Genomic DNA, 20,309 nt, shown 5'->3' with positions numbered 1-20,309 from the left:
CGCCCGCGCCGCGCGACCGCCCGCTGCCGCTGTCCTCCGCCCAGCGGCGGCTGTGGTTCCTGGACGACCTGACCTCCGGCGGCACCGAGTACAACACCGGGGCCGGGCTGCGGCTCGACGGCCCGCTGGAGGTGGCCGCGCTGCGCCGGGCCCTGGACCGGCTCGCCGCCCGCCATGACGCCCTGCGCACCACCTTCGCCACCGTGGACGGGCACGGTGTGCAGCGGGTGGCCGGGCACGGGACCGTGCCGCTGGACCGGGTGGACCTCGGCGGGCATCCGGCGCGGCGGCGCGCCGAGGAGCTGGAGCGCACGCTGGCCGGGGAGCTGAGCCGCCGCTACGACCTGGAGCGGGGGCCGCTGACCCGGGCGCTGCTGGTCCGGCTGGCCGACGGGGAACACGTCCTGCTGCTGGCACAGCACCACATCGTCACCGACGGCTGGTCGGTGACGCTGCTGGTGCGCGAGCTGGCCGCGTTGTACGCCGCCGAGGTGTCCGGCACCGATGCCGCGCTCCCCGAACCCGCCCTGCAGTACCCGGACTACGCGGTCTGGGAGCGCGGCCGTCCCGACCTCGCCCGGGACGAGGCCGATCTGGAGTACTGGCGCGGCCGGCTCGCCGGGATGCAGACGCTCCAGCTGCCCACCGACCGCCCGCGTCCCCCGGTGCGCACCACGGCGGGCGCGGTGCACCGCCACGAGCTGCCCGCCGAGCTGGTGGCGGGGCTGGCCCGGCTCGGCCGGGAGCGGGACACCACCCCGTTCACCCTGCTCGCGGCCGCCGCCGCGGTGCTGTTCTCCCGCTACTCGGGCCAGCGGGACATCGCCTTCGGCACCGTCACCGCCGGACGCCACCGCGAGGAGCTGGAGTCGGTCGCCGGATTCTTCGTCAACACCCTGGTGCTGCGCGCCGAGGTGGACGGGGACAGCACGGTCGAGCGGTTCTGGGACACCATGCGCGAGACCGTGCTGGACGCGTTCGGCCATGACCGGCTGCCGTTCGAGCGGGTCGTCGAGGAGCTGGCCCCGCGCCGCGACCCCAGCCGCCATCCGCTGGTGCAGGCGCTGGTGGTGCAGCAGAGCGCCATGGTGCCGGCCCGGGAGGCGGGGGGTGTGCGGATCACCGAGCACGCCCTGCCGCGCCCCGCCGCGCGGTTCGACCTGGTGCTGGAGTTCCTGCCCCGCGACGACGGCTCGCTGGGGCTGACCGTGGAGTTCAACTCCGATCTGTTCGACCCCGCCACGATCGAGCGGATGGCCGGACATCTGCACCGGCTGCTGGCCGGCATGGTGGCCGATCCGGGCGCCACCCTGGCCGGGTTGCGCATGCTGGCCGACACCGAGTGGCATGCGCTGCTCGACGCCTGGAACGGGCCGGAGCAGGAGGCCACCGAGGCCACGGTGCCCGAGCTGTTCGCCGGCCAGGTGGCGCAGCGCCCCATGGCCACCGCTGTGACCTGCGGCGACACCAGCCTCTCCTATGACGAGGTGAACCGCCGCGCCAACCGGCTGGCCCGGCTGCTGATCGCCCGGGGCGCCGGTCCCGAGCGGCTGGTGGCCCTCGCCCTGCCCCGCTCGGCCGACCTCGTCGTGGTCCTGCTGGCGGTGCTCAAGACGGGCGCCGGCTATCTCCCGGTGGACCCCGGCTACCCGGCCGAGCGCATCGCGTTCATGCTGGAGGACGCCGCGCCCTCGACCGTCCTCACCACCACCGGGGCGGCCGGCGCCCTGCCCGCCGGTGCCGGACCGCTGGTCCTGGACGACCCGGCGGTCCGTGCCGAGCTGGCAGGGCTCGGGGACGGCGACATCACCGACGCCGAGCGGCTCCGTCCGCTGGACCCGGCCCATCCCGCGTACGTCATCTACACCTCGGGGTCGACCGGCCGCCCCAAGGGGGTGGTGGTCACCCACCGCACGGTGGCGGGGCTCGCGGCCTGGGCCTCGGCGGAGCTGGGGCGGGAGGGGCTGACCGACGTGGTCGCCTCGACCTCGCTCAACTTCGATGTGTCGGTGTTCGAGATCCTCTGCCCGCTGCTGGCCGGCGGCAGTACCGAGGTGGTGGCGGATCTGCTCGCCCTCGCCGACCCCGACCGGCGGCCGCGGGCCAGGGGGCTGCTCAGCGGGGTGCCCTCGGTGTTCTCCCGGCTGCTGGGAGAGGGCCTCTCGGCGGCCCCGGCCCGGACCGTCGTCCTGGCGGGCGAGGCGCTGCCCGCCCAGACCGTCCGGGACATCCGGGAGGCCATGCCGTCCTGCCGGATCGCCAATCTCTACGGGCCGACCGAGGCGACGGTGTACGCCACCGCCTGGTTCTGCGACGGCGAGGCGCCGTCCCAGGCCCCGCCGATCGGCCGGCCGGTCGCGGGCGCCCGCGCGTACGTCCTGGACCCCACGCTCCGGCTGGTGCCGCCCGGGGTGACCGGTGAGCTGCACCTGGGCGGGCAGGGCCTGGCCCGGGGCTATCTGAGGCGGCCCGGCCTGACCGCCCACCGTTTCGTGGCCGACCCCTTCGGACCGCCCGGCAGCCGGATGTACCGCACCGGTGACCTGGTCCGCTGGAACGCCGACGGCCGGCTGGAGTACCTCGGCCGGGCCGACGACCAGGTGAAGATCCGCGGCTTCCGCATCGAACCGGGCGAGGTGGAGGCGGCGCTGCTGCGCCACCCCGATGTCGCCGAGGCCGCGGCCGTGGCCCGGGAGACGGACGGCCACCAGCGGCTGATCGCCCATGTGGTGGCCGCTCCGGGCGCCACCCCGGACCCGGCGGGGCTGCGGCGGTTCCTGCGGCGTTCGCTGCCCGACTACATGGTGCCCGCCTCGGTGCTCGTCCTGGAGCGGATGCCCCTCAGCCCCAACGGCAAGCTGGACCGCGGCCGGCTCCCCGAACCGGACTGGGCCGAGGCCGCGGCACCGGGCTACGTGGCGCCCCGGACCGCCGCCGAGCGGACCCTCGCACGGGTCTGGGCCCAGGTCCTGCGGGTGGAGCGGGTCGGGGTGGAGGACAACTTCTTCTCCCTCGGCGGCGATTCGATCCTCAGCATCCAGCTGGTCTCCCAGGCGCGGCGGGCCGGGCTCGCCGTCACCTCGGGCGACGTCTACCGCCACCAGACGATCGCCGCGCTGGCCCTGCACCTGGACACCACCACGGCCCCGGCCGGGCTGCCCGGCTCCGGGACGGACGGAGCGGCCACCGGGGAACTGCCGCTGACCCCCATCCAGCACTGGCTGTTCACCACCGACCCCGAGCGGGCCGGACACTTCAACCAGACGCTCTCCCTGGTGCTGCCCGAGGACGTGGACGAGGAGGCGCTGCGGCGCGCCCTGGACGCGGTGGTGGCCCACCACGACGCCCTGCGCTCCCGGTTCCACCGGCGGGACGGCGGCTGGTACCAGCGGATCGAGGCGGCGGAGGCGGTGCGCGTACCACTCATGACCGGCGTCGGGCACCTGGGCGGCTTCGACCTGGCCGAGGGTCCGCTGATGCGCGCGGTGCTCGACCGGGACGCCGGGCCGCGGCCGGTCCTCCGTCTCACCGTCCACCACGCGGTGGTGGACGGGGTCTCCTGGCGGGTGCTGCTGGAGGACCTGAGCACCGCCTACACGGCCTTCCGGCCGGAAGCCGGGGACCAGCGGACCGGCAGCGCGGAAGCCGGGGACGAGGCTGCCGGAGGCGAGCGGGCCGGGGACGAGCGGCCCCGGGGCGAGGGCGCGGGCCTTCCCGCGAAGTCCTCCCCGCTGCGCCACTGGGCACTGCGGCTGAACGAACACGCCCGAAGCGGCGGGTTCGACGACGAGGAGGCGTACTGGACCGGTCCGGCCGCGATGGGCGACCCCTCGCTGCCGCTCGACCACGAGGGGGCCAACACCTACGCCTCGGCCCGGTCGGTCACCGTCCGGCTCGGCCCCGCCGAGACCGCCGCGCTGCTCCAGACGCTGCCCGAGGTCTACCGTACGCAGGTCAACGATGTGCTGCTGAGCGCGCTGGCCCGGGTGCTGCACCGCTGGACCGGGCGCGACCGGGTGCCGGTGGACGTGGAGGGCCACGGCCGCGAGGAGCTGTTCGCGGATCTGGACATCTCCCGTACGGTCGGCTGGTTCACCACCCGCTTCCCGGTGGCGCTCGGCCTTCCGGACGGCGGCTGGGGCGAGGTCCTCAAGTCCGTCAAGGAGCAGATGCGGGCCGTGCCGCGGCGCGGTCTGGGCTACGGGGTACGGCGCCATCTGCTCGGCGGCGAGGGCCTTCCCGACGGTCCCACGGCCTCGATCAGCTTCAACTACCTGGGCCGGTTCGAGGCGCCGGGCGCGGGCGACGGGCTCTTCCGCGGCCTCCACGCCGAACTGGCCCTGGACGCCGACCCGGCCGCACCGCGTCCGCATCCGCTGGAGGTGGTGGGCCGGGTCGATGGCGGCGAGCTGGAGTTCACCTGGTTCTACTCCGCGAACCTGCACCGGGAGGAGACGGTCGGGCGGCTCGCCGAGGAGTTCCGCGAGGCGCTGTGCGAGATCGCCCGGCACGGCAGTGCGCCCGGCGCCGGCGGCCGCACCCCGTCCGACTTCCCGCTCGCCGCCCTCGACCAGGCCGCCGTGGACCGGCTGGCGGGGGACGGCAGCACGGTGGAGGACATCTACCCGCTCACCCCCACCCAGGCGGGCATGCTGTTCCACACCCTGGCCCAGGACGACCGGCGCGCCTATCTCCAGCAGCTCACCTTCGTCCTGGACCCGGTGCCCGATCCGGCGGCGCTGGCCGCGGCCTGGCAGCAGGTCGCCGACGTCACGCAGGTGCTGCGCGGCCGAGCGGTGTGGGACGGGGTGCCCGAGCCGCTCCTGGTGGTGGAGCGCGGGGCCCGGATCCCGGTCGTCCTGCTGGACTGGCGTGGCCTGGGGCCGGACGAGCGCCGGGAGGAGCTGCGGAAGTTCCTCGCCGAGGACCGGGAGCGCGGTCTCGACCTGGCCGCCGCGCCGCTGACGCGGCTGGCGCTGGCCCGGCTTACGGACACCGAGGTCCGGGTGGTGTGGACCTTCCACCATCTGGTCCTGGACGGCTGGAGCCTCTTCCAGGTGCTCTCCGACGTCTTCCACTGCCATGCGCGGGCGCGTGCCGGGGCGTCCGGCACGGCCATGGCCGCCGGGCTGCCCGGCCGCCGCCCGTTCCGCGACTACGTGGCGTGGCTGCGGGAGCGCGACGGGGCCCGTGCCGAGGAGCACTGGCGGGCCCGGCTGGGTGACCTCACCGAGCCCACCCCGCTGCCGTACGACCGGGAGCCCGACGGGACCCATCACGCGGAGTCCACCGAGGAGGTGCGCGTCACCCTGCCCGCCGCGGCCACCGGCCGGCTCCAGGCGCTGGCCCGGAGTGCGGGGCTCACCCTGAACACCGTGGTGCAGGGGGCCTGGGCGCTGCTGCTGTCCCGGCAGTCCGGCCGCGAGGACGTCGTCTTCGGGACCACCGTGTCCGGGCGGCCGCCGGAGCTGCCCGGGGTGGAGACGATGAACGGGCTGTTCATCACCACCGTGCCGACCCGCCTCACGGTGCCGGCCGACGCCACCCTGCTGTCCTGGCTGGGCGCGGTGCAGGCCGGGCAGAGCGAGGACCGGCGGTTCGATTTCGTACCGCTCACCCGGCTGCGGTCCTGGACCGGGCTGCCCGAGCGGGTGAACCTCTTCGACTCCATCGTGGTCTTCGAGAACTATCCGGTCGGCGGGGACCTCGCCGCCGCGCACGGCCTGGACCTGCGGGACCTGGAGGGTGTGGAGACCACCAACTACCCGCTGTCCCTGGTGGTCTACCCCGGTGCCGAGCTGGCGCTGCGGCTCGGCTACGACCCGGCGCTGTTCGAGGAGGCCACCGCGCGGCGGATGGCGGAGCGGCTGACGGTGGTGCTGACGGCCATGGCCGACGGTCCGGACCGGCCACCCGCGCGGCTTCCGCTGCTCACCCCCGCGGGCCGCCACCGGGTGCTCCGGGAGTGGAACGACACCGCGGTCCCGCTGCCCGAGTCCACGGTGGCCGGGCTGTTCGCCGAGCGGGTGCGGTGCGCGCCGGACGCGACGGTCCTGGACGGCGCGGACGGCCCGGTGAGCTACCGGGAGCTGGATACGCGCGCCAACCGGCTGGCCCACCGGCTCGCCGGACGCGGCGTCGGGCCGGAGCGCCGGGTGGCCGTGCTGATGGACCGGTCGGTGGAGCTGGTGGTGGCGCTGCTGGGGGTGGTCAAGGCCGGCGGGGCGTACGTACCGCTGGACGTCCGCGCCCCCCGGGACCGGCTGCGGCGGGTGCTGGCGGAGGCGGGGGCCGAGGTGGTGCTGACCGACCGCGCCTGGGAGCGCACGGCGGCGGACGTCGGGGGCGCCGCGCGGGTCCTGACGGTGGAGCCCGGCGGCGACGGCGACGACGGCGACGGCCCGTCGGAACCGCCGCGGGTGGCGGTCTTCCCCGACAACACCCTGTACCTGATGTTCACGTCCGGTTCCACCGGGCGGCCCAAGGGGGTCGCGGCGCGCCACCGCGATGTGACCGCCCTCGTCGCGGACCGCGCCTTCGCGGACCACGACCGGGTGCTGGTGCACTCGCCCCAGGCGTTCGACGCCTCCACCTACGAGCTGTGGGTGCCGCTGCTGCGCGGCGGCCGGGCCGTGCTGGCGCCCGCCGGGGACGTGGACGCGGACACCGTGCGCGAGGCCATCGGCGTGCACGGGGTGCGCTGTCTGTGGCTGACCGCCGGGCTGTTCCGGCTGCTCGCCCAGGAGGCGCCGGACTGTCTGCGGGGCGCCCGGGAGGTGTGGACCGGCGGTGAGGCGGTGTCCGCCGGGGCGGTGCGCCGGGTGCTGGCGGCCTGCCCGGAGCTGACGGTGGTCGACGGCTACGGGCCCACCGAGACCACGACCTTCGCCACCCGGCGCCCGTTCCGCGCCGGGGAGGAGCTGCCGTCCGCGCTGCCCATCGGACGGCCGCTGGACAACACCCGCGTCTACGTCCTCGACGGCGCCCTCCAGCCGCAGCCGCCGGGCATTCCCGGGGAGCTGCACATCGCGGGGGCCGGGGTGGCCCGTGGCTACCACGGCCGCCCCGGCGCCACCGCCGAGCGGTACGTCGCCGATCCGTTCGGGCCGCCCGGCTCCCGGATGTACCGCACCGGGGACGTCGTGGCCTGGACCGACGACGGTGAACTGCGCTTCGTGGGCCGCGCCGACGACCAGCTGAAGGTCCGGGGCTTCCGGATCGAGCCGGGGGAGATCGAGGCCGCGCTCCTTCGCCACGGGGGCGTGGCGGAGGCGGTCGTGGCGCTGTCCCGCGCGGGCGGACGCACGCTGCTGACCGGTTATGTGGTGCCGGACGGCGCGGGCGCGGCGCCCGGGGAGGAGGAGCTGCGGTCCTTCCTGGGCGGTGTGCTGCCCGACTACATGGTGCCCGCGGCGTTCGTCACCCTCGACGCGCTGCCGCTCACCGGCAACGGCAAGGTGGACCGCCGGGCGCTGCCCGCGCCCGGCCCGGCGGCCGGTACGACGCGGTACGTGGCGCCCCGTACCGACGCCGAGCGGGCCCTCGCGGAGATCTGGGGCACCCTGCTGGGGCGGGAGCGGGTCGGCGCGGAGGACAACTTCTTCCATCTGGGCGGGGATTCGATCCTCAGCATCCAGGTGGCCTCCCGCGCCCGGCGGGCGGGGCTGGCCCTCACGCCCCGGGAGCTCTTCCGGCATCCCACGATCGCCTCGCTCGCCGCCGTCGCCACCCCCACCGCGCGGCCCGCCGCCGACACCGGGCCGGTGACCGGTGAGGCGCCGCTCACCCCGATCCAGCACTGGTTCTTCGGCCTGCGGACCGGGCGGCCCGGCCACTTCAACCAGTCCGTGGTGGTCGAACTCCACCGGGACCCGGACCCCGGCGCGCTCCGCGCGGCGCTGGAGGCGCTGCTGGTCCACCATGACGCGCTGCGGACGCGGTTCGAGCCGGGGGCGGACGGGAGCCCGCGGCAGTACTGCCCGCCGCCGGACCCGGCGGCCCCGGTGCCCCTGCGGGAGCACGACCTGTCGGGGCTCGGCGCGCCGGAGCGGCGGGCCGCCGAGGACGCGGCGATGGCCGAGGCGCAGGCCGGGTTCGACACGGCGCGGGGCCCGCTGCTGGCCGCGCGGCTGTTCCGGCACGGCGGGGGGCAGCGGCCCACGCTCTTCCTGACCGCCCACCACCTGGTGGTGGACGGCGTCTCCTGGCGAGTGCTGCTGGAGGATCTGGACACCGCGTACCAGCAGGTGCTCGCGGGCGGCCGGGCCGGCCTCGGCCCCCGCACCACCTCCCTGCGGGACTGGTCCCAGGGGCTCACCGCCCACACCGCCGCCGGCGGTTTCGACGCCGAACTCCCCCACTGGCGGGCGGTGACCGCGGAGTGCGCCGCGGGGCTGCCGGTGGACGGCGCGGGGGACAACACGGTCGCGTCCATGAGGTCGGTCACCGTCCGGCTGGACCGGGAACGGACCGACGCGCTGCTGCGGCAGGTCCCCGGGGTCTACCGCACCCGCGTGGACGACGTGCTGCTCGCCGCGCTCGGCCGGGTGCTCGGCGACTGGACCGGGCGGCGCCGGATCGCGGTGGACCTGGAGGGCCACGGCCGGGAGGAACACCTGCTGGAGGGGGTGGACCTGTCCCGCACCGTCGGCTGGTTCACCACCCTGTACCCGGTCGCCCTTGACCTCCCCGAGGGCGGCTGGGGCGAGACGCTCAAGTCCGTCAAGGAACAGCTGCGGGCGGTGCCGGCCCGCGGCGTCGGCTACGGCGCGCTGCGCCATCTGGCCCCCGCCTCGGGGCTCGGGGACGCGGCGGAGCCCGGCATCAGCTTCAACTACCTCGGGCAGTTCGACTGGGCCGCCGGTGACGGCACCGGTCTGGTCGCCGCCGTACGGGACGGCCTGGGCGGTGACGCCGCGCCGGACACGGTCCGGGCGCATCTGCTGGACGTCGTGGGCCGGGTGGAGCGGCGGTGCCTGGAGATCACCTGGTACTACGGCGCCGGGACGCACACCGAGGAGACGGTGTCCCAGCTGGCGCAAGGGATGCTGCGCGCCCTGGAGGAGATCGTCGGCCACTGCGCCGACCCCGCGGCCGGTGGCCGTACCCCGTCCGACTTCCCGCTGGCCCGGCTGGACCAGGCCGCGGTGGACCGGATCGCCGCCGACGGCCGGGCCGTGGAGGACATCTATCCGCTGACCCCGATGCAGGCCGGGATGCTGTTCCACGGGCTGGTGGATCCGGCGTCGGACGCCTATGTCAACCAGGTCCAGCTGACGCTGACCGGGGTGCGCGACCCGCGGGCGCTGGCCACCGCGTGGCAGCACACGGTGGACGCCAATCCGGTCCTGCGCAGCCGTCTGGTGTGGGCGGACACCCCGGAGCCGGTCCAGGTCGTGACGCGCCGGGCGGAGCCCCGGATCGTCCACCACGACTGGACGCGCCGGCCCGAGGCGTGGCGCGAGGCCGAACTGCGGCGCCTGCTCGACCAGGACCGGGCCGAGGGGATCGACCTGGCCGCCGCGCCGCTGATGCGGCTGGCGCTGATCCGGCTGTCCGCCGACGAGGTCCGGATCGTCTGGACCTTCCACCATGTGCTGCTCGACGGCTGGAGCGCGGCGCAGGTCTTCGACGAGGTCTGCGAGCGGTACGCGGCGCTCATCGCGGGGCGGGCGCCCGCGGTGCCCGCCCGCCGGCCGTTCCGCGAGTACCTCGGCTGGCTCGGCGAGCAGGACACGGCCGCGGCCGAGCGGTACTGGCGGACGGCGCTGGCGGGGTTCACCTCGCCCACCGAACTGCCGCGGGACCGGCCCCCGTCGGGGGCGCACCGCACCGCCTCCTCGGGCTCGCACCGGGTCACGCTGGGCGCCGGGGAGTCCGCCCGGCTGCGGACGACGGCGCAGCGGGGCGGGCTGACCATGAACACGGTGGTGCAGGGCGCCTGGGCGCTGCTGCTGTCCCGGTACAGCGGGGCGGAGGACCTGTGCTTCGGCACCACCGTCTCGGGGCGGCCGGCCGCGCTGCCGGGCGTCGAGTCCATGGTCGGGGTGTTCATCAACACCGTCCCCACCCGGGTCCGGGTGACGGGCGGAAGCCGGCTGCTGGACTGGCTGCGGGAGCTGCAGTCGGCGCAAGCGGAGGCCCGGCTCCACGACTTCGTCTCGCTGGCCCAGCTGGGGAGCTGGAGCGAGGTGCCCGGCGGGGTGAACCTCTTCGACTCGATCGTGGTCTTCGAGAACTACCCGTTCGACGGCGAGGCCATCGCGGCGCGCGGTCTCGGCCTCCGGCAGGAGCGGGACGTGGAGCCCACCAGCTACCCGCTCAGCGTGGTGGTGGCGCCCGGGGAGCGGCTGTCGATCCTGCTGGACTACGACCCCGCGGCCTTCGACGCCGCCACCATCGAGCGGCTGGGCGGCTGTCTGCGGGTGCTGCTGGAGCAGATGGCGGCCGATCCGGAGCGCCGGCTGGACGAACTGCCGCTGATCGGCGAGGCCGGGGCCCGCGCGATCCTCGACCGGTTCAGCGGCCCGGTCCGCGCGGCGCCGCGGGCGGTGCTGCCCGCGCTGTTCGAGGCACGGGCGGCCCGCACCCCGGACGCGCTCGCGGTGATCGGCGACGGCGGACGGCTGACCTACCGGGAGCTGAACGAGCGGGCCAACCGGCTCGCCCGGCTGCTGATCGCCTCGGGCGCCGGGCCGGAACGCTTCGTGGCCCTCGCGCTGCCGCGCACACCCGAGCTGGTGGTGGCCGTGCTGGCGGTGCTCAAGAGCGGGGCGGCCTACCTCCCGGTGGACCCGGCCTATCCGGCGGAGCGCATCGCCTTCATGCTCGGCGACATCGCCCCGGACACGGTGGTGACCGCCGGGGCGGTGGCGGACCGGCTCCCCGCCGGGCCGGGCGGCCGGGTCCTGCTGGACGGCGCGGAGGTGCGGCGGCGGCTGGCGGAGCTGCCCGCCCAGAACGTCGGCGACGCCGAGCGGCGCGGCCCGCTGCGCCCCGGCCACCCGGCGTACGTCATCCACACCTCGGGGTCGACCGGTACGCCCAAGGGCGTCGTGGTCGCCCAGGAGAGCGTGGCCGCGCTGGCCGCGTGGGCGCGGGAGGAGTTCGGCGCCGAGGGGCTCGCCCACGTGGTGGCCTCGACCTCCCTCACCTTCGACGTGTCGGTCTTCGAGATCCTCTGCCCGCTGCTGGCCGGCGGTGCCGTCGAGATCGTCCGTGATCTGCTCACCCTGGCCGAGCGGACCCGGCCCTGGACGGCGAGCCTGATCAGCGCCGTGCCCTCGGCGCTCGGGCAGGTGCTCGGCAAGGGGCCGGTCGCGGTGACGGCCGGCACCGTGGTGCTGGCGGGCGAGGGGCTCGCCGCCCGTACCGTCCAGGAGGTCCGCGCGGCCGTCCCCGGCTGCCGGGTGGCGAACATCTACGGCCCCACCGAGGCGACCGTCTACGCCACCGCCTGGACCTGTGACCCCGCCGACCCCGACCGCACCCCGCCGATCGGCTCGCCGGTCGCCGCCACCCGCGCCTACGCGCTGGACGCGCGGCTGCGGCCGGTGCCCGTCGGGGTGCCCGGGGAGCTCTATCTGGCCGGACCGGGCCTGGCCCGGGGCTACTTCGGCCGGCCGGGGCTCACCGCGCAGCGGTTCACCGCCGATCCGTTCGGCCCCGCGGGCAGCCGGATGTACCGCACCGGCGACCTGGTCCGCTGGGACGAGCGGGGCCATCTGGAGTACCTGGGCAGAACCGACGACCAGGTCAAGGTGCGCGGTTTCCGGATCGAACTGGGCGAGGTCGAGGCGGCGCTGGCGCGCCACCCGGACGTCACCGGGGCGGCCGCGGCCGTCGTCGACACCGGCGGTCACAAGCGGCTGGCCGGCTATGTGGTCCAGGCCCCCGGCTCGGCCCCGGTGGACACCGCCGCGGTCCGCGCGTTCCTCGCCACCCGGCTGCCGGACCACCTGATCCCCTCGGCCGTGGTCGTGCTGGACCGGCTGCCGCTGGGGGCGAGCGGCAAGCTGGACCGGCGGGCGCTGCCCGCACCCGTCTGGGCGGCCCCCGCCACCGGCCGTGTGGAGCCGCGCACGGAGACCGAGAAGGCCCTCGCCGCCATCTGGGCGGACGTGCTCGGGGTGGAGCGGATCGGCGTGGCGGACAACTACTTCGCCCTCGGCGGCGATTCCATCCTCAGCATCCGGATCGTCTCCGCCGCCCGCCGGGCCGGTATCGAGCTGACCCCGCGCCACCTGTTCGTCCACCAGACGGTGGCGGAGCTGGCCGAGGCGGCGCGGGAGGCCCCGGCCACGGTGGCCGGGCACGAGCAGGGCCCGGTCACCGGGGAGGTGCCGCTGACCCCGGTCCAGCGCTGGCTCGTCGAACGGCTCCCCGGTGCGCCGGAACACTTCAGCCAGTCGGTCTCGGCCGAGCTGACCGGGCCGGTGGACGAGGGCGCGCTGCGGGCCGCCCTGTCCGCGGTGCTGTCCCACCACGACGCCCTGCGGCTGCGCTTCGAGCGGACCGGGGACGGCTGCGTGCGCCAGTACAACGCCCCGCCGGACGCCGCACCGGTGCTGGACCTGCACGACCTGTCCGCGGTGGCGCCGGGGCGGCGGGAGGCGGTGATGCGGGAGACGGCCGGGCGGGTGCGGGCCGGGTTCGACCTGGCCCGGGGGCCGCTGCTGCGGGCGGTGCTCTTCACCCGGGGCGCGGGGACGCGGCCGGTCCTGCTGCTGACCGCCCACCACCTGGTGGTCGACGCCGTCTCCTGGCGCATCGTGCTGGAGGACCTGGACGCCGCCTACCGGCACCTCGTCGCCGGCCGGCCGGCCGAGCCGGGCCCCAAGACCACGTCGTTCCGCACCTGGGCGAGGCTCCTGAGCGACCACACCGCCGCCGGGGGCTTCGACGCGGAGCGCGGCCACTGGGCGGCCTGCCAGGGCGCCACCGACCTCCCCACGGACGGGGAGGGGCCCAACACCGCGGCCTTCGAGGAGGAGGTGACCGTCCGGCTGGACGCCGGGGAGACCCGGGCGCTGTTGCGGGAGGTGCCGGACGCGTACCGGACCCGGGTCAACGACGTGCTGCTCTGTGCCCTGGGACGGGTGCTCGCCCGCTGGACCGGCCGGGAGCGGGTGGCGGTGGCCCTGGAGGGGCACGGCCGGGAGGAGATCTTCGAGGGGGTCGACCTGTCCCGTACGGTCGGCTGGTTCACCAGCATGTTCCCCGTCGCCCTGGAGGCACCCGCCGACTGGGGGCTGGAGCGGACGCTGAGGGCCGTCAAGGAGCGGCTGCGGGCGATCCCCGGCAACGGCCTGGGCTACGGTGCGCTGCGCCATCTGTCCGGCGCGGACGCCTCCGGTCTGCCCGCGGAACCGCGGATCAGCTTCAACTACCTCGGGCAGCAGGACTGGGAGCCGCCCGCGGCGGGCGGTCTGCTGCACGCCCTGGCCGGCGGGCTGGAGGGCGATATGAGCCCGCAGGCGCCCCGGCCGCATCTGATCGATGTGATCGCCCGGGTGACCGGCCGGCGGCTGGAGCTGAGCTGGTCCTACTCCCGGTCGCTGCACCGGCGCGCCACGGTGCGCCGGCTGGCCGAGGAGATGGTGGCGGAGCTGCGGGCGATCGTGGCGCTGTGCACCCGTCCCGGCGCGGGCGGACGGACGCCCTCGGACTTCCCGCTGGCCGGGTTGGACCAGGAGACCGTCGACCGGCTGGTGGGCGACGGCCGGGGGGTGGCCGATGTCCATCCGCTGACCCCGACCCAGTCCGGGCTGGTCTTCCACGCGCTGGCCCAGCGCGACCAGGGGCTCTATGTGGAGCAGGCGACCTTCGTCCTGGACGGGGCCGGCGACCTGGGCGTGCTGGCCGCCGCCTGGCAGCACGTGGTGGACCGCACCCCGGTGCTGCGCGGCGAGGTGGTGGTGCACGAGGTGCCCGAGCCCCTGATGGTCGTGCGCCGCGCGGCGGCCGTACCGGTCGAGGAACTCGACTGGAGCGGCCTCGCGGAGGACGAGCGCACGGCCGCGCTGGAGCGACTGCTGGACCGGGACCGCGCCCGCGGGATCGATCTGGCCGAGGCCCCGCTGCTCCGCGTCACCCTGGCCCGGCTCTCCCCCACCGAGGTGCGGGTGCTGTGGACCTTCCACCATGTGCTGCTGGACGGGTGGAGCGTCTTCCAGGTGCTCGGCGATGTCTTCGCCGCGCATGGTGCCCTGGCCGCCGGTGAGCGGCCGCGGCTGCCGGCCCGCAGGCCGTTCGCGGACTATGTCGCCTGGCTCGGCCGTCAGGACCGCACCGGGGCCGAGGCGCACTGGCGGCAGGCCCTGGAGGGCTTCACCGCTCCCACTCCGCTGCCCTATGACCGCCGGCCGACACCGGAGATCGCCACCCGGTCCTCGCGGTGGCTGTCGCACCGGCTCGGCGAGCGGGACACCGCCGCCCTCCAGGACTTCGCCCGGCGGCACCGGCTCACCCTCAACACCGTCGTACAGGGCGCCTGGGCCCTGCTCGTGTCCCGCTTGAGCGGCGAGTCGGACGTCTGCTTCGGGACCACGGTCTCCGGGCGGCCGGCGGAACTGCCGGGCGCGGACGACATCACCGGCATCTTCATCAGCACCCTCCCGGTGCGGTGCGCGGTGGGCGGCACCGCCGGTACGGCCGCCTGGCTGCGGGAGCTCCAGACCGGCCAGGCGGAGGCACGCGGCTTCGGCCATGTGCCGCTGTCCCAGCTGCACGGCTGGAGCGACCTGCCGGCCGGGGTGAACCTCTTCGAGAGCCTGGTGGTGTTCGAGAACTACCCCATCAACAGCGCCGCCGCGGCCGAGCACGGGCTGCGGGTGCGCGACCTGAACGCCCTGGAGTCCACCAACTACGCGCTGACCGTGGTGGTCTCGCCCGGGTCCGGGCTGTCGGTGGAACTCGGCTACGACCCGCGGCTGTTTCAGGAGTCCACCGCCGAAGCGCTGGCGGACCGGCTCACCCATCTCCTCGGCGCGCTCGCCACCGCCCCCGACGACCTGCCGCCGGACCGGATCGACGTCCTCCCGGCCGCCGAGCGCCGCCGGGTCCTGGTGGACTGGAACGACACCGCCCGGCAGGTGCCGCGGGCGACCTGGGCCGAGCTGTTCGAGGCGGCGGCCGACCGCCGCCCCGGCGCGACGGCGGTGGACTCCCCCGGCCTGCGGCTGAGCTACGCGGAGCTGGAGGACCGCGCCAACCGCCTCGCCCACCACCTGATCGGGCAGGGCGTGGGCCCCGGGCGGATCGTGGCGCTGGTGCTGCCCCGGTCGGTGGAGTCCGTCGTCGCCCGGCTGGCGGTGGCCAAGGCCGGGGGCGCCTATCTGCCCGTCGACCCCGACTACCCGGCCGAGCGGATCGAGCTGATGCTCAAGGACTCCGCCCCGCACCTGGTGATCGAGCGGGCCGCCGGGGTCCGGGCCCCGGACGGCCCCGCCCACCGCCCCACGGACCGGGACCGGCTCCGCGCCGTCCACCAGGACGACCCCGCCTACGTGATCTACACCTCCGGGTCCACCGGAACCCCCAAGGGGGTGGTCGTCACCCACCGCGGGATCGCGGGCTTCGCCGCCGCCGAGGCCGAGCACTTCCAGGTGCGGCCGGGCGACCGGGTCCTGCAGTTCTCCTCGCCGGGATTCGACGCCTCCGTCCTGGAGCTGTGCATGGCGCTGCCGTCCGGGGCCGCGCTGGTGGTGCCCGAGCCGGGTCCGCTGCTGGGCGGTCATCTCGCGGACGTCCTGCGGCGGCAGCGGATCACCCACACCCTCATCCCGCCCGCCGCCCTGGCGACGCTGCCCGCCGGCACCGAGCGGGAGCTGCCCGATCTGCGGACGCTGATCGTCGGCGGGGACACCTGCGGCGCGGAGACGGCCGCCCGCTGGGCCCCGTACCACCGCATGATCAACGCGTACGGGCCCACCGAGACCACCGTGGTGGCCACCTGGTCCGAACCGCTGGAGCCGGACGGCGCCCCGCCGCCGATCGGGCGGCCGGTGCCCAACACCCGGATCCGTCTGCTGGACGCGCGGCTGCGCCCGGTGCCGGTGGGGGTGCCCGGTGAACTGTGGGTCAGCGGTCCGTCGCTCGCCCGCGGCTATCTGGACCGCCCCGGCCTGACCGCGTCCCGGTTCCTGGCCGACCCCTTCGGGCCGCCCGGCTCGCGGATGTACCGCACCGGCGACCTGGCCCGCTGGGACGCCCAGGGCCGCGTCCACCACCTGGGGCGCGTGGACCACCAGCTCAAGCTGCACGGCCATCGGATCGAGGCCGGTGAGGTGGAGACCGCCCTGTGCGGCCATCCCGCGGTCGCCGAGGCCGTGGTGACGGTGCGGGAGGACGAGCCCGGGGCGCGCCGGCTGGTGGCCCATCTGGTCCTCGCGCCCGGCGCCGTCGCCCCGGCCGACGCGGAGCTGCGCACCCATCTGGGCCGGACGCTGCCGCGCCACATGGTGCCGTCGGCGTTCGCCGTGCTGGACCGGCTGCCGCTCAACGAGAACGGCAAGACCGACCGGGCGGCGCTGCCCGCGCCCGGCCCGGCCACCGTCTCCGCCGCGCCGGCCGGCCAGGTCGCCCCGCGCACCCCCACCGAGGAGGTCCTCGCGGAGATCTGGTCAGAGGTGCTGGGGGTCTCGCCGGTCGGCGCGGAGGACGAGTTCTTCGCCCTGGGCGGCGACTCGGTCCGCAGTCTGCTGATCGCCTCCCGCGCCACGGAGGCGTTCGCCGTCGACCTGACCCCGCGGGACATCCTGACCGCGCGCACCGTCTCCGCCCTCGCCGACCTGGTCGAGGAGCACATCCTGCGCGAACTCGAAGACGCCGCTCACGGCGGCAGCGACCACGACGAACGATGAGGAAGGACGACATGACGTCTTCGAGGAAGGATCGCGCCGCCGCCCTGCCCGAGGAGTTGCGGGAGGCCCTCCGCCGCCGCCTCGCGGGCAAGGCCGATCGCGCCGGCGCCATCCCCCGCGCGGACCGCGCACGGCCGCTGCCGCTGTCGTTCGCCCAGGCCCGCCTGTGGTTCCTGCACACCCTCCGGCCGGAGGAGGCGGGGTACAACAGCGCGCTGGCGCTGCGGCTGACCGGCGCCCTGGACACGGCCGCGCTCTCCCGGGCGCTGGCCGCCCTGGTGGAGCGGCACGAGGCGCTGCGCACCACGTTCGACGACACCGACGGGCAGCCCACGCAGGTGGTACGCCCGGCCGGGCCCGTCCCGCTGCCGGTGGCGGACCTCAGCGGCGCGGAGCACGGCCCGGGGGCGCTGGAGCAGCTGCTGCGGGCCGAGTACGCCCGGCCGTTCTCCCTGCGGACCGGGCCACTGCTGCGGGCGCTGCTGGTCCGCCTGGCCGGGGAGGAGCACGTGCTGCTGCTCACCGCGCACCACATCGTCACCGACGGCTGGTCGATGGGGGTGCTGCAGGACGAGCTGTGCGCGCTGTACGGCGGGGACCCGCTGCCCCCGGTGCCGGTGCAGTACCCGGACTTCGCGGTGTGGCAGCGGGAGCGGCTCTCGGGAGCCGCGGCGGACCGGCAGCTGGACTACTGGAAGCAGCGGCTGGACGGCGTCGTCCCCCTGGAGCTGCCCACCGACCGGCCCCGGCCCCCGGAGCGCACCGCGGCGGGGGCGGTGCACGAGTTCACCGTGGACCGCGCCACCGCGGACCGGCTGCGGCGGCTCGCCGCGCAGGAGCGCACCACGCTGTTCACCGCGCTGGTCGCGGCCTGCCAGGCGCTGTTCGCCCGCTGGTCGGGACAGGACGACATCGCCATCGGCACCGTGACCTCCGGCCGGGGCCGCACCGAGCTGGAGCGCGCCGTCGGCTTCTTCGCCAACACGGTGGTGCTGCGCTCCCCGGTGGACACCGCCCGCACCTACCGCGCGCTGCTGGCCGGCGCCGCGGCCACCGTGCTGGACGCCTTCGCCCATGACGAGACGCCGTACCAGCGGCTGGTGGAGGCGGTGGGGGCGCGCCGGGACGCGAGCCGCAACCCGCTGTTCGACGTGATGGTGCTGCTGCACAGCGCCCCCAGGAACGCGCCCCGGCCGGCCGGGCTGACCGCGACGAGCGTCGATGTGCCCCGGCAGTGGTCCACCTTCGACCTCAGCGTCGAATTCATCGAAGAAGCCGCGGACGGGGCGGAGCTGCGGGGGCTGCTGGAGTACAGCACCGAGCTGTTCGACGCGGCGACCGCCGGGCGGATGGCGGGACACCTGATGGTGCTGCTCGACCAGGTGGCCGCCGAACCGGACCGGCCGGTGCGCGAGCTGTCCCTGCTCACGGACGGGGAGCGGCGGCGGATGGCGGCCCTGGGGCACGGCCCCGCCGTCGCGGTCGAACCGGCCACGTTCCCGGCGGTGTTCGAGGCGCTGGCGGCCCGCAGCCCCGGCGCCACGGCGCTGGTGGCCGGGGACGTGGTGTACGACGCGGCCGGGCTCAACGCGGCCGCCAACCGGCTGGCGCACCATCTGATCGCCCAGGGCGTCGGGCCGGAGAGCGTCGTCGGGGTGAAGCTGCCCCGGACCGCCGGGATGATCGTGGCGATCCTGGGCGTGCTCAAGGCCGGCGGGGTCTATCTGCCCATCGATCCCGAACTCCCCGCCGACCGCGTCGCGTTCCTGGTGGCCGACGCCGGGCCCGCGCTGGTCCTCGACGAGGCGGCGCTGCGCGCCGTCCCCGGCACGCTGCCGGTGACCGACCCCACCGACGCGGACCGGACCGCCCCGCTGCACCCCGGCAGCGCCGCCTATGTGCTGTACACCTCGGGCTCCACCGGCCGTCCCAAGGGCGTGGCCGTGGAGCACCGGTCGCTGGTCAACCTGCTGGCCGGTCACCGCCGGGGCTTCGTGGCCGAGGCGGGCGGCGGTCCGCTGCGCGCGGCGCTGACCGCGTCGTTCTCCTTCGACACCTCGCTGGAGGGGCTGCTGCTGCTGGCCGACGGCCATGAGCTGCACCTCATCGACGAGACCACCCGGCTCGATCCGGCCGCGCTCGTGAGTTACGTCGCGGCGCACCGCATCGACTTCCTCGACCTCACCCCCTCCTATCTGCGGCAGCTGCTCCCCGCCGGGCTGCTGGACCACCCCCGGCACCGGCCGCGGGTGCTGATGCTGGGCGGCGAGGCCATCGGCCCGTCGCTGTGGCGGCGGCTGGCGGACACGCCCGGCACCACGGCGTACAACTTCTACGGTCCGACCGAGTGCACCATCGACGCGCTGGCCGCCCGGATCGGCGGGCCGGGGCGTCCGGTGGTGGGCCGGCCGCTGGGGAACCTGCGCGCCCATGTGCTCGACGCCCGGCTCCAGCCGGTGCCGGTGGGGGTGGCGGGTGAGCTGTATCTGGCCGGTGAGCAGGTGGCCCGGGGGTACCGGGGCCGGCCGGGGCTGACCGCGTCCCGCTTCGTGGCCGACCCGTACGGGCCCGCCGGGAGCCGGATGTACCGCACCGGGGACATCGCGCGCTGGACCGCCGACGGGGAGCTGGACTGCCTGGGCCGCGCCGACGACCAGGTGAAGATCCGGGGCCACCGGATCGAACCGGGCGAGATCGAGGCGGCGCTGCTCGATCTGCCGTCCGTCGGCGAGGCGGCCGTCGTCGCAGCGACCGACGACCGCGGCCACGCGCGGCTGGCCGCCTACTACGTGCCCGCCAGGGGCGGTGAGCCGCCCGCCTCCGGTGAGCTGCGCGCGGCCCTCGGCCGCACCCTGCCCGGCCATATGGTCCCCGCCGCCTTCGTCGCCCTCGACGCCATGCCGCTCAGCCCCAGCGGCAAGCTGGACCGCCGGGCGCTGCCCGCGCCCCGGCTCGACGCGGACCGGCCGGAGCGGGCCGCCGTGGCCCCGCGCACCGGGACGGAGCGGGAGCTGGCGCGGATCTGGGCCGAGGTGCTGGGCACCGGGACGGTGGGGGTGGGCGACAACTTCTTCGAGCTGGGCGGCGATTCGATCCTCAGCATCCAGATCGTCTCCCGCGCCCGCCGGGCCGGACTCGCGCTCACCTCGCGGGACGTCTTCCTGCACCAGACCGTCGCCGAGCTGGCCGCCGTCGTGGCGGAGCGCACCGCGCCCGGCGCCGCCGGCGCCGGGGAGCGGACGGACCCGGCGGGTCCGGCGCCGCTCACCCCGATCCAGCACTGGTTCTTCGCCACCCACGGCCCGCTGCGCCACTTCACCATGTCGATGGTCCTGGACCTGCCGCAGGACCTGGACGAGGGCGCGCTGCGGACCGCGCTGAAGGCCGTGGTCGCGCACCACCCGGCCCTGCGCACCCGGTTCGTCCGCGGCGAGGACGGCGGGTGGC

The 20,309-nt window shown here is 76.0% G+C and carries 2 protein-coding genes; both read left to right on the top strand.

Features of this window, described 5'->3' with window-relative positions:
* Window positions 1-16,862: non-ribosomal peptide synthetase (locus AXW62_RS18480; RefSeq protein WP_060945499.1), on the top strand; the 16,862-nt coding region annotated here is incomplete at its 5' end.
* 11 nt (window positions 16,863-16,873) lie between these two features.
* Window positions 16,874-20,309 (top strand): non-ribosomal peptide synthetase (locus tag AXW62_RS18475; RefSeq protein WP_159060911.1); only part of this gene is annotated, 3,436 nt, incomplete at its 3' end.

Origin of the sequence: Streptomyces hygroscopicus subsp. hygroscopicus (genome assembly GCF_001553455.1) — a bacterium.
GTDB lineage: Bacteria > Actinomycetota > Actinomycetes > Streptomycetales > Streptomycetaceae > Streptomyces > Streptomyces hygroscopicus.
Note: the sequence above shows the minus strand (reverse complement) of the source record. Positions and strands in the feature narration are given on the sequence as shown.